Genomic DNA, 21133 nt, shown 5'->3' on the forward strand with positions numbered 1-21133 from the left:
GTCTACTCCATCGTCTGGATCTGTTGGCGCATCTGGTCGATCACGTGCACCAGAGCAACAAGCTTGCGCCCCGTGGGCCTGTCGCAGACCCAGCTGCCCGCAACCAGATCGTCCGGCTGGCTGGCAAAAATAGTCATCGAACGGATCATTGCGGCACCTCTTGTTGGCCCCGTTCACTTACGGGAAAACAACGGCTTGGGGCAAGCCTGCTGTCGCGGTGCATTAACCCGTTAACACTTTGTTAAGTGAATCCATTGGTAACTTGTTTTAGGGTGGCCGTAAGTCACGAGTATTCGCCCCATCAACCGGGCGGCGTTAACAAGGTCGAGGTATTCATGTCCATCCATCACAACAATCCGGGACCTGGCCACCACGGCCTGCCCGGCGCAAATAGCCCCATCCTGCGCAATCTTGAAATCTATTGGCAATCTTTGCGGCATGCGCGCCATATTCCGGCGCGCAACGATATCGCCCCGCAGGGGATCGACGCGGCGTTGCCCTATGCGTTCATCTTGCAAAGGGTCGGTCCCGGCGTGGCGCGGATGCGGGTTGCAGGCCAGAAGATCCACGAGCTTTTGCGCATGGATGCGCGCGGTATGCCGGTCAGCGTGTTGTTCGCCCCCGATAGCCGCGAACAGCTGCGCGCGCTGGTCGAAACTGCCTTTACCCAACCCGCCATCGTCGCGGCAAGCCTGATCGCACCGGCGCAAAGGTTTCGCACAGCCCTTTCCGGCACGATCCTGATGCTGCCGCTGCGTGATGAAAACGACCAGACCAGCCGCGTGCTGGGCGCGCTTGTCAGCGACGGGGCAACCGATGACCGGCCCCGCCGGTTCGATCTGGCCCCGGGGCGCGCTGTGCGCATCGACACGCTGGCGATCACTTTGGCCAGTAGCCAGCCTGTCCCTCCACCCGCCGATGTCGCGCCACAAACGCAAAGGCCGGACGTCGTGCGCCCGGCCCTGCGATTGGTCATCGATAACGGCTGATCAGCTGGCCTTGGCCTGTGCCAGGTTGTTGCGGCGCGCCGACAATTCCTCGGCCACCAGAAACGCCAGTTCCAGCGATTGTGACGCGTTCAGGCGCGGATCGCAGGCCGTGTGATAGCGGTCTGACAGATCCTCGTCCGTGACCGCGCGCACGCCGCCGGTGCATTCGGTCACGTCTGCGCCGGTCATTTCGAAATGCACACCGCCGGGGATCGTGCCTTCGGCGTTGTGGATGCCAAAGAATTCCTTGACCTCGCGCAGCACCGATTCAAAGGGCCGCGTTTTATAACCGCTCGAGGATTTGATCGTATTGCCGTGCATCGCGTCGCAGGTCCAGACCACATTGGCGCCTTCTTCTTGCACCGCGCGCACCAGCCGTGGCAGGTGATCGCCCACCTGCCCCGCGCCAAACCGCGCGATCAGTGTCAGACGGCCCGCTTCATTCTGTGGGTTCAGCGAGGCCATCAGCGCCTTAAGATGCCCTGATGTCATCGAAGGACCACATTTCAGACCAATCGGGTTCATCACGCCTTTACAAAATTCAACATGCGCCCCGTCTGGCTGACGGGTGCGATCCCCGATCCAGATCATATGGCCAGAGCCTGCCAGCATCTTGCCCGATGTGGAATCCAGGCGGCACAAAGCCTCTTCATATTCCAGCAGCAGGGCTTCGTGGCTGGTGTAAAAATCAACCGTCTGCAATTCGTGGTTGGTTTCGGTCGACAACCCCGCCGCCTGCATGAAATCCAGCGTATCGCTGATCCGGCTGGCCATGTCGGAATATTTCTTGACCTCGTTGGCATCGGTAAAACCAAGGGTCCATTTATGAACCTCGTGGACATTGGCAAAACCGCCTGTGGAAAAGGCGCGCAACAGGTTCAGCGTCGCCGCGGCCTGCAGATAGGCCTGCAACATGCGGTCAGGGTCGGGATTGCGCGCCTCTGGCGTGAAATCGAACCCGTTGATGATATCGCCACGATAGCTTGGCAGTTCGACACCGCCCACAACCTCGGTCGGGGCCGAACGTGGCTTGGCCATCTGGCCTGCCATGCGGCCCACCTTGACCACCGGCACCTTGGCGCCATAGGTCAGCACCATGGCCATCTGTAACAGCACTTTGAACGTGTCACGGATGCCATTGGCGGAAAATTCAGCAAAGCTTTCGGCGCAATCGCCGCCTTGAAGCAAAAACGCCTCGCCACGGCTGACGGCGGCGAGCTGCTTTTTCAGCTTGCGCGCTTCACCGGCAAAAACCAGCGGTGGATAGCTGGCAAGACGCGCCTCGACCGCCGCCAAGGCAGCGGCGTCGGTATAATCAGGCATCTGGACCCGTGGCTTTTTGCGCCAATCCGTTTTCTGCCAGTCGGTCATGGTCTTGCTCCATCATCTGCGGTAACGTTGCGCGGTATAGCCTGCACGGCAGGCAAGGCCAATCCGAAACTGTGCCCAGCTTTCGGAATTGACATTTGCCCCTTGTCGCGGATGGCGAAAACTGGTGATGTCCGCCGGTAATAACCCAGAGTATCCCAACAATGAGCCAAGCGCCGCAAATCATCGACGTCGGACCAATCAGCAAGCCGCGCCGCTTTGTTTTTGTGTTGATGGATCAATTCACGATGCTTTGCTTTGCTTGTGCCGTCGAAAGCTTGCGCATCGCAAACCGGACGGCCGGCAAGCAAATCTACGACTGGACCATCATCGGGGACGGCGGTGATATCGCCAGCTGTTCGAATGGTTGCGCTTTCAAACTGGAATCCGACCTGATCGAGCTGGAGCGCGACGACACGATCATGCTGTGTGGCGGGATCGACGTGCAAAAGGCCACGACCAAGCGCGTGCTGAATTGGCTGCGCCGCGAGGCACGGCGCGGTGTCACCGTCGCGGGGCTGTGTACGGCGGGTTATGCGATGGCCAAGGCCGGGCTGCTGGACGGCAAACGTGCCACGATCCATTGGGAAAATCAGGACAGTTTCATCGAGGAATTCGAAGAGGTCGAGCTGACCAAATCGGTTTTCGTGGTGGATGGCAACCGGATCACCACGGCGGGCGGCACCGCATCCATCGACCTGATGCTGAAACTGATTGCCGATCATCATGGCGAGGAATTGGCCAATGCCGTCGCCGATATCCTGATCTATTCCGCGATCCGCACCGATCAGGACACGCAGCGCCTGTCGATCCCGACGCGCATCGGCGTGCGCCATCCCAAACTGTCGCGCGTGATCCAGCTGATGGAAGGCAATATCGAAGAACCGATCAGCCCCGCCGTGCTGGCCCGCGATGTCGGCATGTCCACACGCCAGCTGGAACGGCTGTTCCGCCGGTATCTGTCGCGCAGCCCGAAACGGTATTACATGGAATTGCGCCTGCAAAAGGCACGCAACCTGCTGATGCAGACCGATATGACCGTGATCAACGTGGCGCTGGCGTGTGGTTTTGCGTCACCGTCGCATTTTTCCAAATGCTACCGGTCGCATTATGACACGACCCCCTACCGCGAACGCGGCAGCCATGCGGCGCGTTTGTCGGTCTGACCGGATCGCGGCGGATGGCACGACGCCTTGTGCAGATGTCGCTGACCCCGGCACGGATGAGCGGGATCGGTGCTGCGATTTATGGCGGGGCCGTTGGCCAATTGGGGTTTCTGCTGGGCGGGGTCGGATTTGCTGGCATCGCGGTGTGGCTCTTGCGCCGCGTCCCTGCCCCGCCGCCGCCGCCGCGCGAACCGGTGCTGCCGCCTGCGCCAGACCAGGTCTATCTGGATATCGCTGCAGCGCATGATCTTGGCACGGGCGCGGCCTTTGCTGCGCGGATCAACGCCATCGCCCCCAAGGCCAAGCTGCCCATGCTGGGCCTTGCCGATCTGGCGCGGCTGGGGGATGTGATCGACGCGCGCCAGCGCAAGCAGGACCAGTTTCGCCTGTCGCCCGCCATCGCCGTGATCCGGCAGGCGCGGCGCGGCATTGATATCACCCGCGATGGCAGCAGCTGGCTGGGTGGTCTGCCGCATTTGGGCGATACGCCTTGGCCACGCTCGGCCCAAGATGTGCCGCTGCATCATCTGGCGCAGATCGCGCTGGAAGACCTGCCCGACCACGCGCTGCCGCCGGAATTGCCGCGCGCGGGAAACTTGTGTTTCTTTGTCGACAGCGCCACGGGCCATAAAGTTCTGCATATCGCGCCACACAGCATGGGCCCAACCGCCCTGCCCGCCGATCTGCCCCCGATTGCCGCAGGCCCAGAGCATGACGATCAGACCACCATGCCGCCGGTCTTTGCGCGCTGGCCGGTCGGGTTTCATCCGCTGCCAGCACAGGACAGCGCCACCGCGATGGCGCTGTCCTTTGGTGATGACAAGGGCGGCACGCCGGATGCAGACAGCTATGCCGTGACAGCCCCTGCGCTCGCGCGCCCGTGGCTATGGGATACGGCGCATCGCGTGATCCATGCGCTGATGCAGGCTGAACACGACATCCCCCGCACGATTGCCGCAGCCCGCGCCCGTGTCGCTGATCACGGCGACAGATATGCCGCCGAACTGGCCTTTCTGATCGAGAATGAAACCGCGTTTCGCCGCTATGTGCAGGCCGCGGCAAAATGGGTGGCGGGGCGCGACCGGTTTACGCCGATGGACCCCGAGGATATCGCGCTGCTGGAAACGCTGTTTGGCCAGATCAGCACACGGCCCAACCGCCAGCCCGGTTTCGCGCTGTTCTACCGCTATGCGCGCGGCCAGATCACGCGGCTGCGCGATGCGCGCAATGCCACGCTGATGGTGCTGGCCCGGGGGGAACCGGCGGTCTATGCCCTGCTGCCCGAACCGGTCAAAGCTGATCTGGACGCGCATCACCGCCTGCCGTCACAAGGCCGCTGGCACCAGATGTTCGGCGCGGCCAGCGACGGGCAGGCCCAAACGGGCATGCATGCGCATGACCACATGCTGTTGCAACTGCATGCCGATGCGCTGGTGGGCTGGGGCGACATGGGGGTGATCCGGTTCTGGATCAGCACCGATGATCTGGCTGCACGGCGCTGGGACGCGGTCGCCGTGACCCGGCAAAGCACATGATGTGGGCCTTGTGCCTGCTTTTGCGGCACGGGCCGATTTCCCCCGATGATCCGCGTGTTAAGGCCAATCGCCTTTGTGTTCCGGCTTTCCTTTTGGCAACGGCCTGCTAATCTGCGCGTCAGGATAAAAAATCCGTTAAGGGAGACGACAATGAAAAAACTGATGATGGCGACCACCGCCATGACATTGATCGCTGGCGGCGCGTTTGCGCAGGACGTCAAGATCGGTGTTGTTCTGGGCTTCACCGGCCCGCTGGAATCGATCACGCCTGCCATGGCTGCCGGTGCCGAACTCGCAATGGCCGAAGTGACCGAATCCGGTCTGCTGCTGGACGGCGCAACCGTGACCTCGGTGCGCGCAGACAGCACCTGCATCGACGCCAGCGCCGCGACGGCCGCTGCTGAACGCGTCGTGACCTCTGATGGCGTGACCGCGATCATGGGTGCGGATTGTTCCGGCGTGACCGGCGCGATCCTGCAGAACGTGGCCCGCCCCAACGGCATCGTGATGATTTCGCCCTCCGCGACTTCGCCGGGCCTGTCCACTGCCGAGGATGACGGTCTGTTCTTCCGCACAGCACCATCCGACGCGCGTCAGGGTGTGATCATCACCAACATCCTGCAGGACCGTGGGTTCAACAATGTGGCCGTGACCTATACCAACAACGATTACGGCAAGGGTCTGGCCGATGCGTTTCAGGCTGAATTCGAGGCCGCTGGCGGCACCGTGACGATCTCTGCCGCACATGAAGACGGCAAGGCTGATTATTCCGCCGAAGTCGGCGCATTGGCCTCTGCTGGTGGTGACGTGCTGGTTGTCGCCGGTTACGTCGACCAAGGCGGGTCCGGTGTGATCCGTGCTGCACTTGATACCGGTGCGTTCGATACGTTCTACCTGCCCGACGGCATGGTCGGTTCGGTGCTGAACGACCGTTTCGGCGCAGAACTGAACGGCACATTCGGCGCCTATCCCGGCACCGACAGCCCGGGTGCTGCCCTGTTCGTCACAATGGCGGAAGGTGCGGGTTTTGACGGCACCAGCGCGTTTGCGCCGGAATCCTATGATGCGGCAGCCTTGATCATGCTGGCGATGGCCAAGGCCGGGTCCAGCAATTCCGCCGATTTCAAGGACCATGTCTTTGACGTCGCCAATGAACCGGGCGAAGTGATCTATCCGGGTGAACTGGCCAAGGCACTGGAACTGATCGCCGCCGGTCAGGACGTCAACTATGAAGGCGCTTCCGCCGTCGAACTGATCGGACCCGGCGAATCCGCTGGTAACTATCAGGAAATCGAATTCAAGGATGGCGTTTATTCCACCATCGGGTTCCGTTGATCTGACCGGATCATGACCTAGACGGCGCGGGGCCAGTCCCCGCGCCGTTTTTTCAAAGCAAGACGGGCGATAACGCCCGCGCGCGGGGAGCAAAAATGATCGTCGTTGAAAATCTGGTGAAGACCTTTGGTGGTTTTCGCGCTGTCGATGGGGCATCCTTGCGCATCGAACAAGGGTCCATCACCGGGCTGATCGGGCCAAATGGTGCTGGAAAAACAACGCTTTTCAATGTGATCGCGGGCGTTCTTCAACCAACATCGGGCCGCGTGACGATGATGGGCGAAGACATCACCGGCCTGCCCCCGCATGCGTTGTTTCACAAAGGCTTGCTGCGCACCTTTCAGATTGCGCATGAATTTTCATCCATGACGGTGCGCGAAAACCTGATGATGGTCCCCGCGGGCCAATCGGGTGAAACGCTGTGGAACGCATGGTTCGGCCGCAAGCGGATCGCGGATGAAGAACGCGCGCTGTGCGCCAAGGCCGACGAGGTCATCGAATTCCTGACCATCGAACATCTGAAAGAAGAACGCGCTGGCAACCTGTCGGGCGGGCAGAAAAAACTGCTCGAACTGGGGCGCACCATGATGGTGGACGCCAAGATCGTTTTTCTGGACGAGGTCGGCGCAGGTGTGAACCGCACCCTGCTCAACACCATTGGCGATGCGATTATCCGGCTGAACAAGGAACGCAATTACACCTTTGTCGTGATCGAACATGACATGGATTTCATCGGCCGGCTGTGCGATCCGGTCATTTGCATGGCCGAAGGCCGCGTCTTGGCCCAAGGCACGCTGGCAGAGATCAAAGCCAATGAACAGGTGATCGAGGCCTATCTCGGCACCGGACTAAAGAACAAGGACAAGGTGGCTGTGGTATGAAATTCTTGCTGAGCATTCTGGCGGAGTATGTAATCCCGTGACCGAACCTTTCCTGATTGGCGACACCATGACCGGCGGTTATGGCAAAGGCCCCGATATTTTGCATGGCTGCACCATTGCCGTGGAAAGGGGCGAAATCGCCGTGATCGTCGGCCCCAACGGCGCAGGCAAATCCACCGCGATGAAGGCGGTGTTCGGCATGCTGAACGTGAACAGCGGTGCGGTGCGGCTGGATGGCGAAGACATCACCCACCTGACCCCGCAGGAACGCGTGGTCAAGGGGATGGGGTTCGTGCCGCAGACCTCCAATATTTTCACCTCGATGACGGTTGAAGAAAACCTTGAAATGGGCGCCTTTATCCGCCGCGACGATTTCAGCGATACGATGGCGCAGGTCTATGACCTGTTCCCGATCCTGAAAGAAAAGCGCCATCAGGCCGCAGGCGAATTGTCCGGCGGGCAGCGCCAACAGGTCGCTGTGGGCCGCGCGCTGATGACCAAGCCCAAGGTCCTGATGCTGGACGAACCCACCGCAGGCGTCAGCCCCATTGTGATGGACGAATTGTTCGACCGCATCATCGAGGTCGCGCGGACCGGTATCCCGATCCTGATGGTCGAACAGAACGCGCGCCAAGCGCTTGAAATCGCAGACAAAGCCTATGTGCTGGTGCAGGGGCGCAATGCCCATACCGGCACGGGCAAGCAATTGCTGGCCGATCCCGAAGTCCGCCGCAGCTTTTTGGGGGGATAGGGTATGGATGTCATCAACGCTTTGGTCGTACTGGCCAATTTTGTCATCGTGCCGGGGTTGGCCTATGGCGCGCAGCTGGCGCTGGGTGCGCTGGGTGTCACGCTGATCTACGGCATCCTGCGGTTTTCCAACTTCGCCCATGGCGACACGATGGCCTTTGGCACGGCGATCACGATCATCGGCACCAATGCGCTGATCGCCGCTGGCATCACCTTTGGCCCGCTGCCCACCGCATTGATCGCCCTGCCCTTGGGCATTGCAGCCACCTGTCTGCTGGTGCTTGGCACGGATTGGACAGTCTATAAATTCTACCGCACCAAGAAAGCCGCCCCTGTGATCCTTGTGATCGTGTCGATGGGGGTGATGTTCATCATGAACGGGATCGTGCGGTTCATCATCGGCGTGGGAGACATCAATTTCGCTGATGGCGAACGCTTTGTCGTCACCGCGCGCGGGTTCCGCGAAGCAACAGGTCTGGCCGAGGGGCTGGCGATCCGCACCACACAGGTCATCACTGTTATCGTGGCCCTGATTGCCATGGCGCTGCTGTTTTGGTTCCTGAACAAGACCCGCACCGGCAAATCCATGCGCGCCTTTTCCGATAACGAGGATCTGGCGCTTTTGTCGGGCATCAACCCCGATTGGGTGGTCAAGGTGACATGGATGATCGTTGCTGCCTTGGCTACAACGGCAGGTGTGCTGTACGGGCTGGATAAATCCTTCAAGGCATTCACCTATTTCCAGCTGCTGCTGCCGATCTTTGCCGCGGCTATCGTCGGCGGGCTTGGCAGCCCCTTGGGCGCTATTGCAGGCGGTTTCGTCATCGCCTTTAGCGAAGTCACCGTGACCTATGCGTGGAAACGCGTGCTGGGCTATATTTTACCCGAAAACCTTGCGCCCGAAGCCTTGGTTCAGCTTATGTCCACCGATTATAAATTCGCCGTCAGCTTTGCGATCCTGATTGTCGTGCTGCTGTTCAAGCCGACCGGCCTGTTCAAAGGGAAATCCGTATGAACCCCGCTATCCGCGCACCGCTGCTGTTCGGTTTCGTCGCTGTCCTGATGATCGGGACGGGTATCGTGCAGGGCTGGAATTCTGCCCTGCTGATCCTGAACATGGGGCTGATTTCGGCAATCATGGCGCTGGGCGTCAACCTGCAATGGGGCTTTGCCGGCCTGTTCAATATCGGGGTGATGGGGTTTGTCGCACTTGGCGGGCTGGCCGCCGTGCTGATCTCGACCCCGCCGACCGAAGGTGCTTGGGCCGCAGGTGGCTGGAATATCGTGATCGGTCTGTTGCTGGGGGGCATGACAGTGATCGGGGCGATCCTTGCGCAACACCGGATGGCACTGGGGCGCATCCGCACGCTGACGACGCTGGCAATTCTGATCGCAGGCTTTTTCATCTATCGCGCGGTGTTCGATCCGGGTGTTACTGCAATCGAGGCGATCAACCCTTCGGTCAGCGGCAATATCGGCGGGCTGAACCTGCCGGTGCTGTTGTCATGGCCCGTGGGTGGCCTGCTGGCCGCCGGTGCCGCATGGATCATCGGCAAGACGGCTTTGGGCCTGCGGTCGGATTATCTGGCCATTGCCACGCTGGGCATTGCGGAAATCATCATCGCGGTGCTGAAAAACGAAGACTGGCTGTCACGCGGCGTCAAGAACGTGATTGGCCTTGACCGGCCCGTCCCCTTCGAAATCGAATTACAGCAAGACCCGACATTCGTGGCGCGCGCCGTGGGCCTTGGGCTTGATCCGGTGACGGCATCGGGGATCTATACGAAACTGGCCTATTCAGCTTTGTTCGCCGTCGTGCTGCTGATCCTGCTGTGGATGGCGCAGATGGCCCTGAAAAGCCCCTGGGGCCGCATGATGCGCGCGATCCGCGACAATGAAACCGCCGCGCGTGCAATGGGCAAGGATGTCACCGCACGGCATTTACAGATCTTTATCCTTGGCTCTGCCATCTGCGGGGTTGCGGGGGCGATGATGACCACGCTGGACGGGCAATTGACGCCCGGCAGCTATCAGCCTTTGCGCTTTACCTTTCTGGTCTGGGTCATGGTGATCGTCGGAGGATCGGGCAATAATTTTGGCGCGGTGCTGGGCGGTATCCTGATCTGGTGGCTCTGGGTGCAGGTGGAACCGATGGGGCTGGCGCTGATGCAGATCTTGTCGAGCGGTCTGGAAGACGGCAGCGCGTTGCAGACACGGATGATCGACGCCGCCGCCCATATGCGCCTGCTGACCATGGGGCTGTTGATGCTGATCGTGCTGCGGTTCAGCCCGCGCGGGCTGATCCCCGAACGCTGACTTGTTCTTGGCCCCCGCCTTGATAGAAAGGCGGGGGAATTGAATAGGGTATTACATGTTCACGTTGTTTCGCTGGGCTGTCCGACTGACCACCACGCTGATCGTGCTGATGGTCGCAGGCGTTGTGCTGGCGTGGTACTTTGCCACGCGGTCCCTGCCCGATTACGACGCGACGGCACAGGTCGCAGGCATCTCTGCACCGGTAGAGATCGTGCGCGACAATGCCAATGTGCCGCATATCTTTGGCGCGACTGACGAAGACGTGTTTTTCGGTCTGGGCTATGCCCATGCGCAGGACCGGCTGTGGCAGATGACGATGCTGCGCCGCACGGTGCAGGGCCGGCTGTCCGAACTTTACGGCGCACGCACGTTCGACATTGATCAGGTCTTGCGACGCTATGATCTGTACAATGCTGCAACCGCATCTGTCGTGGCACAGGACGCGTCCACGCTGGCGGCGCTGACAGCCTACGCAGACGGCGTGAACACCTGGCTGGACGAGGTGAACAAAGGTGCCTTGGGCCGTGGCGCACCGGAAATGTGGTTGTTCAATCATCCGATCGCCCGCTGGCAGCCCGCCGATTCCATCGCGATCCTGAAACTGATGGCGCTGCAACTGACATCGAGCCTGGAAAACGAGGTTTTGCGCGCGCGTGTATCGCTGATCGTCAGCCCCGCCAGGCTGAGCGACGTGCTGCCCGATGATCCGGGCAGCGGTGTTGCCGCCCTGCCATCCTATGCCGCATTGGTGCCGGATGTCGTGCCAAACCAGCCCAGCACACGCATGGCCTATGATCCGCTGATGCCCGTGCCGCCGCGCGCCTTGGCCGGCGCATCAAATGCCTGGGCGGCAAATGCGACGCGGTCCGCGACGGGATCGACCCTGCTGGCCAATGACCCGCATCTGGGGCTGACCGCGCCCAGCATCTGGTTTCTGGCGCGGCTCGAACTGGAGGGTGGCGGCGTGATCGGTGGTACGATCCCCGGTGTGCCACTAATCCTGACGGGCCGCAGCGCCAATCTCGGCTGGGGGCTGACAACTGCGAATGTCGATGATCAGGACGTGTTCTTGGAAGAGGTGAACCCGAACAATTCTGAAGAATATCGTGGCCTTGACGGTTGGCAGTCATTTGTCAGCCGCGACAGTATCATCACGATCAAGGATGCCCCGTCCGTCACAATCCGCCTGCGCTGGACCGAAAACGGGCCGGTGATACCGGACGATCTGTTCGATCTGGGTACGATCACGCCCCCTGGTCATGTCACCGCCATTGGGTGGACTGCGCTATCACAAACGGATACGTCGATGTCGGCTGCAATGGCGCTGATGCGCGCGCGCAATGTGGATCAGGCGATTGCGGCGGGTGAATTGCATGTCGCCCCCGCCCAGAACCTGACGCTGGCCGACCGCAACCGCGTGGCGATGCAGACCATCGGGGCGATACCGATGCGTGACGCGAACCACCAAAGTCAGGGCCGTTACCCCAGTTTCGGCTATTTGCCTGAAAACCGCTGGCAAGGCGTGTCTGCCTATGTCGACAACCCCCGTTTCGTGGACCCCGACGGCGGGATCGTCGGCAATACCAACAACAAGATGATCGACCGCCCCTTTCCGCGCCATGTATCGTTCGACTGGGGCGACACGCAGCGCGTGATCCGCTGGCGGCGGTTGATGCAGGCGCGCGAGGTCCATACCCGCGACAGTTTTATCGAAGCGCAGCTGGATAGTGTCAGTTTCACCGCGCGCACGCTGCTGACCTTTATGGGCGCTGACCTATGGTTCACCGGCGACGCCGCCCCCGATGGCACGCCCGAACGGCGCCGCCAGATTGCGCTGGAACTGCTGGCCGCATGGAACGGCGAGATGAACGAACATCTGCCCGAACCGTTGATCTATGCCGCCTGGGCGCGGGCGTTTCAGGCGCGCGTGATCCGTGACGAGCTGGGGCCGCTGGCCGCCGAATTCACCCATCTGGACCCCGTGTTTCTGGAACGCATTTTCCGCGATGTGGATGGCGCATCAATCTGGTGCGACGTGATCCAATCTGCCCCCGTCGAGACCTGCGCCGATATCGCACGTCAGGCGCTGGACGAGGCGCTGATCTGGATCGCCGAAAACCACGGCACCGCCATCGAGGCGGTGCGTTGGGGCGACGCGCATGAGGCGACGCATGATCATCCTGTCTTGGGCGCGACCCCGATCCTCGGCTGGATAGTCAATATCCGCCAATCGACCAGCGGCGGCGATAACACGCTGATGCGCGGGCGCACCCGCGGCACCGGCCCGGCCCCATTCCAGAATGTGCATGCCGCCGGCTATCGCGCGGTCTATGATTTCGCCGATCCTGACAGTTCGGTGTTCATTTCATCCACCGGACAATCGGGCCATCCGTTTTCGCGTTATTACGACAATCTGGGCGAGATGTGGCGGCGCGGCGAATATATCCCGATGTCGCTGGACCCTGATCTGGCCCGTGCGGCGGCGGTGGGTGTCACGACCTTGGTGCCGGTGGAAAGTTCGGAATAGAACTTTTATGCCTCCGGCGGGGATTGCGGTGAAGTGTGAAACAATTCACCGCGCTCGGAAGATGCGGTTACAGGCGGCTAAAACGCTCTTGCTGCAGGGCTGTCCACACAACGGTCATGCAATAGCCCTCGTCCGTCTGCTGGTCGTCCGTAACGATACCCGCCTCGAACAACCACGCGCGTTTGCGCCCTTCGGCGAAGCTCAGCGTCAGAAGCGCTTCTGAGCGCGGGTCTTTGAGTTTTTCGGGGATCGCGGCCAGAAGGGCGGCCATGCCTTCGCCGGTCAGCGCCGAGACCGCGAAAAGATCTTCGGTGCGCGCGGCCTGATTGACGCGGCCTTCAAAGGCTTCGCCTTGCAGCAGATCGACCTTGTTCCAGACTTCGATCAGCGGGGCGTTTTCGGCAACGCCCAGTTTGTGCAGGATCGCCATCACATCGCACGCTTGTTCTTCGGTCTGGTCATGGCTGATGTCACGGATATGCAGGATCAGATCCGCGTCCAGCACTTCCTCCAATGTCGCGCGGAAAGCGGCGACCAGTTCGGTCGGCAAGTCCGAAATGAAACCCACCGTGTCGGACATGATCACCTCGTCGCCTGTGGGCAGCGTGATCTTGCGCATCGTCGGGTCAAGGGTGGCGAACAGCATGTCCTTGGCCAGCACATCGGCACCGGTCAGCATATTGAACAACGTCGATTTGCCCGCGTTGGTATAGCCCACCAGCGCCACGATCGGGAACGGCACCTTGGCGCGGGACGCGCGGTGCAGCGCGCGGGTTTTGCCTACCTTTTCCAGCTGGCGGCGCAGACGCACCAACTGGTCGTCGATAGCGCGCCTGTCCGCCTCGATCTGGGTTTCGCCCGGACCACCGACGAAACCAAGCCCGCCACGCTGGCGTTCAAGGTGGGTCCATGCCCGCACCAGCCGGGTGCGCTGATAGGACAGGGCCGCCATTTCGACCTGCAACACACCTTCGGAGGTGCGGGCGCGGTCGCTGAAGATTTCAAGGATCAGACCGGTCCGGTCCAGCAATTTGACCCCCCAGGCTTTTTCCAGATTGCGTTGCTGCACGGGTGTCACAGACCCATCGACCAGCACCAGTTCAACCTCTGCCTCGGCAAAGATGATGCGCAATTCTTCGATCTTGCCTTTGCCGAACAATTTGCCCGCATGCAATTTGGGCAGCCGCACGATATCGGCCCCGAGCACGTCAAGGTCGGGCAAGGCTGCGGCCAGCGCCACGGCCTCGGCCAGCGCAGGCACGGGGGCACGGCGGCTGTGGTCGGATTTCAATTCAGGGTGCAGCACCCAGGCCCGCGTGACGGGCTTGTCGTGTTCCAGCAAAGCTATTCTTCGCCTTCATAAAGGCTGATCGGCTGCGCCGGCATGATCGTGGAAATCGCGCTTTTATAAACAAGCTGCGATTGCCCGTCGCGGCGCAGTAACACGCAAAAGCTGTCGAACCATGTGATGACCCCCTGCAATTTGACACCATTCACCAGAAAGATCGTGACCGGCACCTTGGTCTTGCGGACATGGTTCAGAAATGCATCTTGCAGATTTGCTTTATCGGCGGCCATGACGACATCCTTTTCTTTATTCTTTTTTTTGGTCTTTTGGCCGTGATCCGGCCTTCCGGTCTGGGGTCCAGTATGTCGTGCCAATCGCCGAGTTTCCAGCCCCAAAAATGCAAAGCCCCCCCACGGCTAGCGTTGCCAGATTTCGGGGTTGAACAGCGCGATGATCGCCAAAGTTTCCAACCGGCCCAGCACCATCGCCCCGGCGAGGATTATTTTGGCAGCCTCGGGCAGGTCGGCATAGAAAATCGGGGTTTCGGCGGCGACCACGGCCAGCGGGCCGGTCGTGGACAAGGCGGCGACGGTCAGAACCATCGCCGTTTCAAACGGCACGCCGGTCAGCGACAACAACACCATGACCGCCGCGATGCTGATCGCAAAAAGCATGAAGAAGACCCAGGAAATATAGGCCCCCTGCCGGCGGATGCGCCGTGCGTCACGCCCGCCGCCGCCCACCGATGACGGTAACAACAGCCGTTCCTGTTCGCGTTCCAGATGCCGGAACAGCGCATAGATCCGCAACAATTTTACCCCGCCCGCCGTCGTCGCCACCCCGCCGCCGATCAGCGCCAGCCCGATCAGAACCAGCCCCGGCGTGGACAGGCGCGACCAATCTGTCGCAGCACCCCAGAATTGCGATTCAAATCCTGTGGTGGTCAAAAACGACGTGACCGTGAACAGCGTCCCCCAAAGGGCGGTCACCACGTCGCGCGGGCTGAAGGGGGCCTGTGCTTCGGTGGTCCCGACAAAATGCCGCAGAAACAGCGCCACTGTCGCAAGTCCGATCAGCACCAGCGCCGTGGTGAATTCGGGATCGCGCCAAAGCCACTGGTTGCGTTCGCCGGACAGGCCGCGCGAAAAGGTCAGCCGCGACAGAGCAAAGACGAAAAAGGCAAAGATCAGCACTTCGCCGAGAAACCCCGAGGCTGCGAAATAAAGCCCGCCAACCGGCGTGATCCCCGATGTGGACAGCACCGCCATCGCATGGGCCAGCGCGATATAGGGGCGTTCGCCCAGCATGACCAACCCGATCCACAAAACGGCGGTCAGCCCCGCATAGACCGGCGTCAGCGCCATCGTATAGCGCACCAGCCGTTCGGACGGGTCAGCCACCCCGCCGATCTGGGTAAAACTGCCCGTGGCACCGCGTCCGACAGCGGCTGTGGCGCGGACCTCGAACCCGCCAAGGTTCATCGGCGCAAAGATCGACACTGCCGTGATCCAAACCAAAAGCCCCCCGAGCCAGCCCACGGTGGAGCGCCACAGATGCTGCGACGGCGTCAGATCAGCGCCACCCGCATAAACCGTCGCCCCCGTGGTGGTGAAACTTGACACCATTTCGAACCAGGCATCCAGAAAACTGGTGTTGCCCACCGCCTCGTAGAACGGGACCGCAAACATCAGCGGCAACACCGAAAAGGCGGCCAGCAAACCGATCAACTGGCTGCGGGCGATATTGGCAGGTACATAGCCCGACATCGTCAGCGCGATCAGCAGGGTCAGCACCGAGAACAGCACGAACCCGTAGAAAAACACCCGCATCGTGGCGAAATCCTCGACCACGGCGCCATGCGCGGCGGGCAGCAGCATCGCGATGGCGCCCAAACCCATCAGCACCACAAAGAACGGAAGGCGCGTGATCCACTGCATCAGAAAAAGTCGATACTGACCTGCAACAGCCGTTCCACTTCGGGGACATCGGCGGTCATGGCAAAGATGGCGATCACATCGCCTTCTTCGATGCGGGTGTCGGCGGTCGGGCGGATCACTTTGCCTTCTTTCATCATGCCGCCGATCAGCGTGCCTTCGGGGAAATCAATATCCTTGATCTTTTGGCCCGCGATGGGCGAAGTGCTCAGAACCTGCGCCTCGATCACCTCGGCCTCGGCGTCGCCGATGGAATAGACGTTGCGCACCCGGCCATGGCGGATATGGCGCAGGATCGAACTGACCGTGGTGGCGCGCGGGTTGATATAGGCGTCGATATCCAGCGGCCCCATCAGCGGCACCAGCGTGGGGTCATTGACCAGACAGATCGCCATGGCACAGCCCATTTCCTTGGCCCGAACAGCGGCCAGCAGGTTGGTCTTGTCGTCATCGGTGACCACGAGCACGGCATCGGCATTCATGATCCCCGCCTCATCCAGCAGCGCAGTGTCCAGCCCGTCGCCATGCAGCACGATGGTGCGGTCCAGCGCATCGGCGGCGCGTTCGGCGGCGGCGCGGTCTTTCTCGATCACCTTGACGCGGATTCTTTCGGTGCGCGCCTCCAGCGCCAGTGCCACCCCAAGGCCGACATTGCCGCCGCCAATAATGACGATGCGCTCTTGTTTCGACTGCGTCTTGCCAAAGATTTCCAGCGTGCGGTTCAAATCCTCGGTATGGGTGAACAGATAACAATCGTCGCCCGCGAAAATCTGGTCCTCGGCGGATGGCACGAACAGCGTACCTTCGCGCCGGATGCCGACGACGATGGCGCGCAGCGTCGAAAACAGATCGGTCAATTGCCGCAGCGGCGTGTTGATGACGGGGCAATCATCGGCAATGGTGATCCCCAGCAATTGCGCGCGCCCGTCAAGGAAACTTTCGGTATCGAATGCGGCGGGGGCAGCCAGACGCTGCAACGCGGCTTCGGCCACTTCGCGTTCGGGCGAGATCACGACATCAATGGGCAGATGGTCCTTGCGGTACAGATCACCATAAGCAGGGTCGAGATAGGTTTGCGCCCGCAGGCGCGCGATTTTGCGTTGCACAGCGAAAACCGAATGGGCGACCTGACAGGTGACCATGTTCACCTCGTCCGAATAGGTGGCGGCGATCACCATATCGGCATCGCGCGCGCCTGCCCGTTCCAGCACGTCAGGATGGCTGGCAAAGCCGGTCACGCCTTGGACATCCAGCGTGTCGGTGGCGCGGCGCACCAGTTCGGGGTTATTATCGACAACGGTAACGTCGTTTTTCTCGCCCGACAGATGGCGCGCAATTTGCCAACCAACCTGCCCCGCGCCGCAAATGATAACTTTCATCCCACGTCACCGTCGATATAGGCGACACGCCCGCCCGATTTCGATGTCGTCACCACGCCCAGCGATTTCAGCTTGCGGTGCAGCGCCGAGCGTTCCATCCCGACAAAAGACGCCGTGCGGCTGATATTGCCGCCAAACCGGTTGATCTGGGTCAGCAGATATTCGCGTTCGAACAATTCGCGCGCCTCGCGCAATGGCAACGTGGCAAGCCCGCCCGCCAGCACGATCCGGCCTGAATCGTCGGTGTTATCTTCGGTAGCGGGCAGTTCACGGGCGGATATGTCACCGCGACTTTCACCAAGGATCAAAGCACGTTCTATCACGTTCTTTAACTGTCGTACGTTGCCCGGCCAATGCATCGTCTGCAACAAGGCGCGCGCATCATCGGCCAATCTGCGTAACGGCAGGCCCTGAACGGTGTTGAACAATGTAATGAAATGGTCGGCCAGCACCGGAATATCCTCGCGCCGTTCTTCGAGTGAGGGAACAGCAATTGGCACGACATTCAGCCGGTGGAACAATTCCTCTCGGAACACACCCGCCAAAATCGCCGCAGAAAGATCGCGGTTGGTGCTGGAAATCACACGCAGATCGACCTGCACCTTGTCATTGCCTCCGACCCGCTGGAACCGCTGATCCACCAGCACCCGCAGGATTTTCGATTGCGTCCCAAGCGGCATATCGGCCACTTCGTCAAAATAGATCACGCCGCCGTTGGCTTCTTCGAGCAGACCAGGTTCCACACCGCGGCCTGCACCTTCGCGGCCGAATAGCACCTCTTCCATGCGGTCGGGCGCGATGGTGGCGGAACTGACAGTCACGAAAGGCGCATTGGCGCGTGCAGAATTGGCATGGATATAGCGTGCGGCGATTTCCTTGCCCGCACCCGCAGGGCCGGTCAGCATCACGCGCCCGTTCGATTTTGTCACCTTGTCGAGCTGCGATTTCAGCATCCGGAACGCGGCACTTTCGCCAATCATTTCCGCCTGTGCAATCTCGCCGCGTTTGAGTTCGCTGTTTTCACGGCGCAGGCGGGATGTTTCCATCGCCCGGCGGATCACGACCAGCAACTGGTCGATATTGAAGGGTTTTTCGATGAAATCATAAGCGCCCTGTTTGATCGCTGCGACCGCGATTTCGATATTGCCATGGCCTGAAATGATGACAATCGGCACTTCGGGGTGATCGCGTTTCACCGTCTTGAGGATGTCGATCCCGTCCATATTGCTGTCTTTGAGCCAGATATCGAGGATCATCAGCGCCGGCACCTCTGCCGCGATCTGCGCCATGCATTCGTCCGATGTGCCCGCCAGCCGCGTGCTGAACCCTTCGTCGCGCAGGATGTCGGAAATCAGCTCCCGGATATCGCGTTCGTCATCTGTGATCAGGATATCGCCCATATCGTCCTCATGCTGGTATTCTTGCGTTTTCGTGTTGTGCCTGCACCGCAGGCAGATGGATCACCGCCGCCGCCCCCGCGTGCGTATTGCCCGCAAAGATATCGGCATCGGTCAGGGTAAGTGTGCCACCGTGTTCTTCGATGATCTTTTTGACAATAGAAAGGCCAAGGCCGGTCCCTTTGTCGCGCGTCGTGACATAGGGTTCGAACAGGCGCGCGCGGTCTTCGGGCAGGCCGATACCATTGTCTGCAATCGTGATGCTGACGCGGTTGCCGTCTTGCTGCATCGCGATCCTGATTTGTGGCGCGTAACCTTCGGACCCGTGTTTTTCGATATAGGTTTCCGTGGCTTCGCCAGCGTTCTTGATCAGGTTCAGCAAGGCCTGCGAAATCATTGTCGCATCCATATCGGCCAGAATGGCAACATCCGGCAGATCGCCGGTGATCTTGACCTGTGGCTGGCCTGCGCGTTGCAACATGATGGCATCAGCCACCACCTTGGTCAGATCATTCAGCACCAGCACGGGTTCAGGCATCCGCGCGAATTTGGAAAACTCATCAACAATACGGCGCAAGTCATTGGTTTGGCGCACGATCACATCCGTCATCTGATCCAGCGCCTCTGCATCGTCACCAACCTGCGCGCGGAATTTACGCTTGATCCGTTCCGCCGACAGCTGGATCGGGGTGAGCGGGTTCTTGATCTCATGCGCGATGCGGCGCGCGACATCACCCCAGGCGGCCATGCGCTGCGCACTGACCAGATCGGTCACATCGTCAAAGGCCACAACGTAGCCTTCCAATGCACCACCATCGGTGCGACGCGGCGACATGCGCACCAGCAGGCTTTCTTGCTGGCCTTTGCGGATCAGGTTGATCTGGTCCTGCACAGACTCGTGGCCCGATTGGCGGACTTGTTCGAACAGGGCCGCAAATTCCGGCACGGCGACCGACAGCGAATGATCGGCGCTATCGTCATTCACCGACAAAAGCCTGCGCGCCGACGGGTTTACAAAGGCAACACGCCCATCCGCATCCAACCCCACAACCCCCGATGTCACCGAACTCAGCACGGAATCAAACAGCCGCCTGCGCCGTTCGGAGATGCGGTTACTGTTCAACAACGCCTCGCGCTGGCCTTTCAACTGGCCGGTCATCTGGTTGAAATAATGGCCCAATTGCGAAATCTCGTCGTCGCCTTCATCTTCGATCACGCGCACGTCCAGATCGCCGGACCCGACGCGCTGCGACGCCGATACCAGCCGCCCCACTGGGCGCGACAGCCGTTCGGCAAACCACAGCCCGCCCCAGATCGCGCCAAGGATCAGGATCAGTGCAAAACCAAGATACAATAGCCCGAACTGAAACAGCATCCGGCCCTGATCAGACGCAAGCTGTTCATATTGCTGCACCGTTTCGGTGGTTTCATCCAGCAAGGCCAGCACGTTGCCATCCACATCGCGGGTGACATACAAAAACCGGTCGGGAAAGGTTTCCAGCGGGATCAATGCGCGGAATTCGTTGTTTTCGGGGTCTTCGAAGATCACCAGCTGTTCATCGCGCGCGCGGGTGAAATCATCGGCAGCGGGCCGTTCATAATCAAATTCATAAGACCCGACCGCCCGCGCCGCGATCACGCCTGCACTGTCAATGACAAACGCCTCGCTCAGCCCGCGGTCGATCTGGCCCTGCACCTCGCCCAAGGCTAGCCGCAGATCGCCGTCATCCATGAACAGATCGCGCTGGCGTTCGCGGTTCAGATAGGCGGCCAGCCCCTGCGCATCGCGGGTCAGATCCTGGATATGTTCTTCCTCATAGGCCTGCGCGGTGGTCAGCGAGGTGCGCAGCACATTGCCCACAGGTTCCGAAAACAACCCGTCGAGAGCGACCGACAGCAACAACACCGAAAATACCGCGACCAGCACCGTGGGGATCAGCGCGAAAACGGCAAACACGCTGGTCAGCCGCAGATGCAGCCGCGATCCGGCGGATTTCGCGCGCCGGGCCGCGATCATCCGCGCCACCAGCCGCATCACCAGCGCCATGACAATCAGGATAAAAACCAGGTCGATCAGCAGCATGACCTGCAAAGTGCGCGATGACGTGCCCTGCCCCAGCGGCCCGACCACCCAATAGGTCAGGCCCGCGAGCACCGGCGCGCAAAACAGCAGCGTCAGTGTCAGGGCATTTTGCACATGACGCTGCCGGAACCAGCGGACCAGTCGGGTGAAATCCATTCGCAGAAGGGTACGCTGCACGCGTGCCG

General features: G+C 60.7%; 17 protein-coding genes. 9 read left to right on the plus strand and 8 right to left on the minus strand.

Features of this window, described 5'->3' with window-relative positions:
- Nucleotides 1-2: 2 nt before the first annotated feature.
- Nucleotides 3-149, minus strand: coding sequence for a hypothetical protein (locus tag SKA53_RS15510; RefSeq protein ID WP_007204912.1), 147 nt, complete (start codon nucleotides 147-149; stop codon nucleotides 3-5).
- A gap of 186 nt (nucleotides 150-335) precedes the next feature.
- Between SKA53_RS15510 and SKA53_RS04675 the strand changes: the two genes are divergently transcribed.
- Entirely contained in the window at nucleotides 336-989 is a 654-nt protein-coding gene (locus tag SKA53_RS04675; protein WP_007204913.1) for a PAS domain-containing protein, read from the plus strand.
- On the opposite strand, the gene SKA53_RS04680 is transcribed toward SKA53_RS04675, so the two are convergent.
- On the minus strand, nucleotides 990-2360 hold the full coding sequence (locus tag SKA53_RS04680) for a class II 3-deoxy-7-phosphoheptulonate synthase (RefSeq protein ID WP_007204914.1): 1371 nt from the start codon (nucleotides 2358-2360) through the stop codon (nucleotides 990-992).
- 161 nt (nucleotides 2361-2521) lie between these two features.
- Here SKA53_RS04680 and SKA53_RS04685 point away from each other — a divergent pair, with 161 nt between their 5' ends.
- The 8 genes from SKA53_RS04685 (at nucleotide 2522) to SKA53_RS04720 (ending at nucleotide 12867) form a co-directional block, all read left to right on the plus strand.
- Nucleotides 2522-3523: a GlxA family transcriptional regulator gene (locus SKA53_RS04685; protein ID WP_007204915.1), complete on the plus strand. Its 1002-nt coding sequence runs from the start codon at nucleotides 2522-2524 to the stop codon at nucleotides 3521-3523.
- Between the two features lie 14 nt (nucleotides 3524-3537).
- Nucleotides 3538-5058, plus strand: coding sequence for a DUF1963 domain-containing protein (locus tag SKA53_RS04690; protein ID WP_007204916.1), 1521 nt, complete (start codon nucleotides 3538-3540; stop codon nucleotides 5056-5058).
- 150 nt (nucleotides 5059-5208) lie between these two features.
- A complete protein-coding gene (locus tag SKA53_RS04695) occupies nucleotides 5209-6393 on the plus strand; it encodes an ABC transporter substrate-binding protein (protein WP_007204917.1) in 1185 nt (394 codons plus the stop codon).
- Nucleotides 6394-6488: 95 nt separating this feature from the next.
- The gene (locus SKA53_RS04700; protein ID WP_007204918.1) at nucleotides 6489-7274 is read left to right on the plus strand and encodes an ABC transporter ATP-binding protein; all 786 of its coding nucleotides are present in this window, start codon (nucleotides 6489-6491) and stop codon (nucleotides 7272-7274) included.
- 37 nt (nucleotides 7275-7311) lie between these two features.
- The gene (locus tag SKA53_RS04705; RefSeq protein WP_007204919.1) at nucleotides 7312-8025 is read left to right on the plus strand and encodes an ABC transporter ATP-binding protein; all 714 of its coding nucleotides are present in this window, start codon (nucleotides 7312-7314) and stop codon (nucleotides 8023-8025) included.
- 3 nt (nucleotides 8026-8028) lie between these two features.
- A complete protein-coding gene (locus SKA53_RS04710) occupies nucleotides 8029-9039 on the plus strand; it encodes a branched-chain amino acid ABC transporter permease (RefSeq protein ID WP_007204920.1) in 1011 nt (336 codons plus the stop codon).
- Nucleotides 9036-10340, plus strand: coding sequence for a branched-chain amino acid ABC transporter permease (locus SKA53_RS04715; RefSeq protein ID WP_007204921.1), 1305 nt, complete (start codon nucleotides 9036-9038; stop codon nucleotides 10338-10340). The genes SKA53_RS04710 and SKA53_RS04715 overlap by 4 nt, the downstream gene beginning before the upstream one ends.
- 55 nt (nucleotides 10341-10395) lie before the next feature.
- A complete protein-coding gene (locus SKA53_RS04720) occupies nucleotides 10396-12867 on the plus strand; it encodes a penicillin acylase family protein (protein WP_007204922.1) in 2472 nt (823 codons plus the stop codon).
- 67 nt (nucleotides 12868-12934) lie between these two features.
- Here SKA53_RS04720 and hflX read toward each other — a convergent pair whose 3' ends face one another.
- From hflX to SKA53_RS04750, 6 genes are all read right to left on the minus strand, one after another.
- On the minus strand, nucleotides 12935-14206 hold the full coding sequence (hflX, locus tag SKA53_RS04725) for a GTPase HflX (RefSeq protein WP_040483132.1): 1272 nt from the start codon (nucleotides 14204-14206) through the stop codon (nucleotides 12935-12937).
- A gap of 5 nt (nucleotides 14207-14211) precedes the next feature.
- Nucleotides 14212-14445 carry an RNA chaperone Hfq gene (hfq, locus tag SKA53_RS04730; RefSeq protein ID WP_007204924.1) on the minus strand — a complete coding sequence of 78 codons (234 nt, stop codon included), beginning with the start codon at nucleotides 14443-14445 and terminating at the stop codon, nucleotides 14212-14214.
- Nucleotides 14446-14571: 126 nt separating this feature from the next.
- Entirely contained in the window at nucleotides 14572-16092 is a 1521-nt protein-coding gene (locus SKA53_RS04735; protein ID WP_007204925.1) for a TrkH family potassium uptake protein, read from the minus strand.
- Nucleotides 16092-17468 carry a Trk system potassium transporter TrkA gene (gene trkA, locus SKA53_RS04740; protein ID WP_007204926.1) on the minus strand — a complete coding sequence of 459 codons (1377 nt, stop codon included), beginning with the start codon at nucleotides 17466-17468 and terminating at the stop codon, nucleotides 16092-16094. The genes SKA53_RS04735 and trkA overlap by 1 nt, the downstream gene beginning before the upstream one ends.
- A complete protein-coding gene (locus SKA53_RS04745) occupies nucleotides 17465-18868 on the minus strand; it encodes a sigma-54-dependent transcriptional regulator (RefSeq protein ID WP_007204927.1) in 1404 nt (467 codons plus the stop codon). Before SKA53_RS04745 ends, trkA begins: the two co-directional genes overlap by 4 nt.
- Before the next feature lie 7 nt (nucleotides 18869-18875).
- A complete protein-coding gene (locus tag SKA53_RS04750) occupies nucleotides 18876-21104 on the minus strand; it encodes a sensor histidine kinase NtrY-like (RefSeq protein WP_007204928.1) in 2229 nt (742 codons plus the stop codon).
- Nucleotides 21105-21133 lie beyond the last annotated feature (29 nt).

The sequence above is a fragment of the Yoonia vestfoldensis SKA53 genome (genome assembly GCF_000152785.1).
Classification (GTDB): Bacteria; Pseudomonadota; Alphaproteobacteria; order Rhodobacterales; family Rhodobacteraceae; genus Yoonia; species Yoonia vestfoldensis_A.

Excerpts from the sequence above, each read along its gene's own strand:
- SKA53_RS04700 (WP_007204918.1), top strand. The coding sequence starts at position 6,489 with ATGATCGTCGTTGAAAATCTGGTGAAGACCTTTGGTGGTTTTCGCGCT.
- SKA53_RS04735 (WP_007204925.1), bottom strand. The coding sequence starts at position 16,092 with ATGCAGTGGATCACGCGCCTTCCGTTCTTTGTGGTGCTGATGGGTTTG.
- SKA53_RS15510 (WP_007204912.1), bottom strand. The coding sequence starts at position 149 with ATGATCCGTTCGATGACTATTTTTGCCAGCCAGCCGGACGATCTGGTT.
- trkA (WP_007204926.1), bottom strand. The coding sequence starts at position 17,468 with ATGAAAGTTATCATTTGCGGCGCGGGGCAGGTTGGTTGGCAAATTGCG.
- SKA53_RS04745 (WP_007204927.1), bottom strand. The coding sequence starts at position 18,868 with ATGGGCGATATCCTGATCACAGATGACGAACGCGATATCCGGGAGCTG.
- SKA53_RS04720 (WP_007204922.1), top strand. The coding sequence starts at position 10,396 with ATGTTCACGTTGTTTCGCTGGGCTGTCCGACTGACCACCACGCTGATC.
- SKA53_RS04715 (WP_007204921.1), top strand. The coding sequence starts at position 9,036 with ATGAACCCCGCTATCCGCGCACCGCTGCTGTTCGGTTTCGTCGCTGTC.
- SKA53_RS04750 (WP_007204928.1), bottom strand. The coding sequence starts at position 21,104 with ATGGATTTCACCCGACTGGTCCGCTGGTTCCGGCAGCGTCATGTGCAA.
- hfq (WP_007204924.1), bottom strand. The coding sequence starts at position 14,445 with ATGGCCGCCGATAAAGCAAATCTGCAAGATGCATTTCTGAACCATGTC.
- SKA53_RS04710 (WP_007204920.1), top strand. The coding sequence starts at position 8,029 with ATGGATGTCATCAACGCTTTGGTCGTACTGGCCAATTTTGTCATCGTG.
- SKA53_RS04675 (WP_007204913.1), top strand. The coding sequence starts at position 336 with ATGTCCATCCATCACAACAATCCGGGACCTGGCCACCACGGCCTGCCC.
- SKA53_RS04680 (WP_007204914.1), bottom strand. The coding sequence starts at position 2,360 with ATGACCGACTGGCAGAAAACGGATTGGCGCAAAAAGCCACGGGTCCAG.
- SKA53_RS04690 (WP_007204916.1), top strand. The coding sequence starts at position 3,538 with ATGGCACGACGCCTTGTGCAGATGTCGCTGACCCCGGCACGGATGAGC.
- SKA53_RS04695 (WP_007204917.1), top strand. The coding sequence starts at position 5,209 with ATGAAAAAACTGATGATGGCGACCACCGCCATGACATTGATCGCTGGC.
- SKA53_RS04685 (WP_007204915.1), top strand. The coding sequence starts at position 2,522 with ATGAGCCAAGCGCCGCAAATCATCGACGTCGGACCAATCAGCAAGCCG.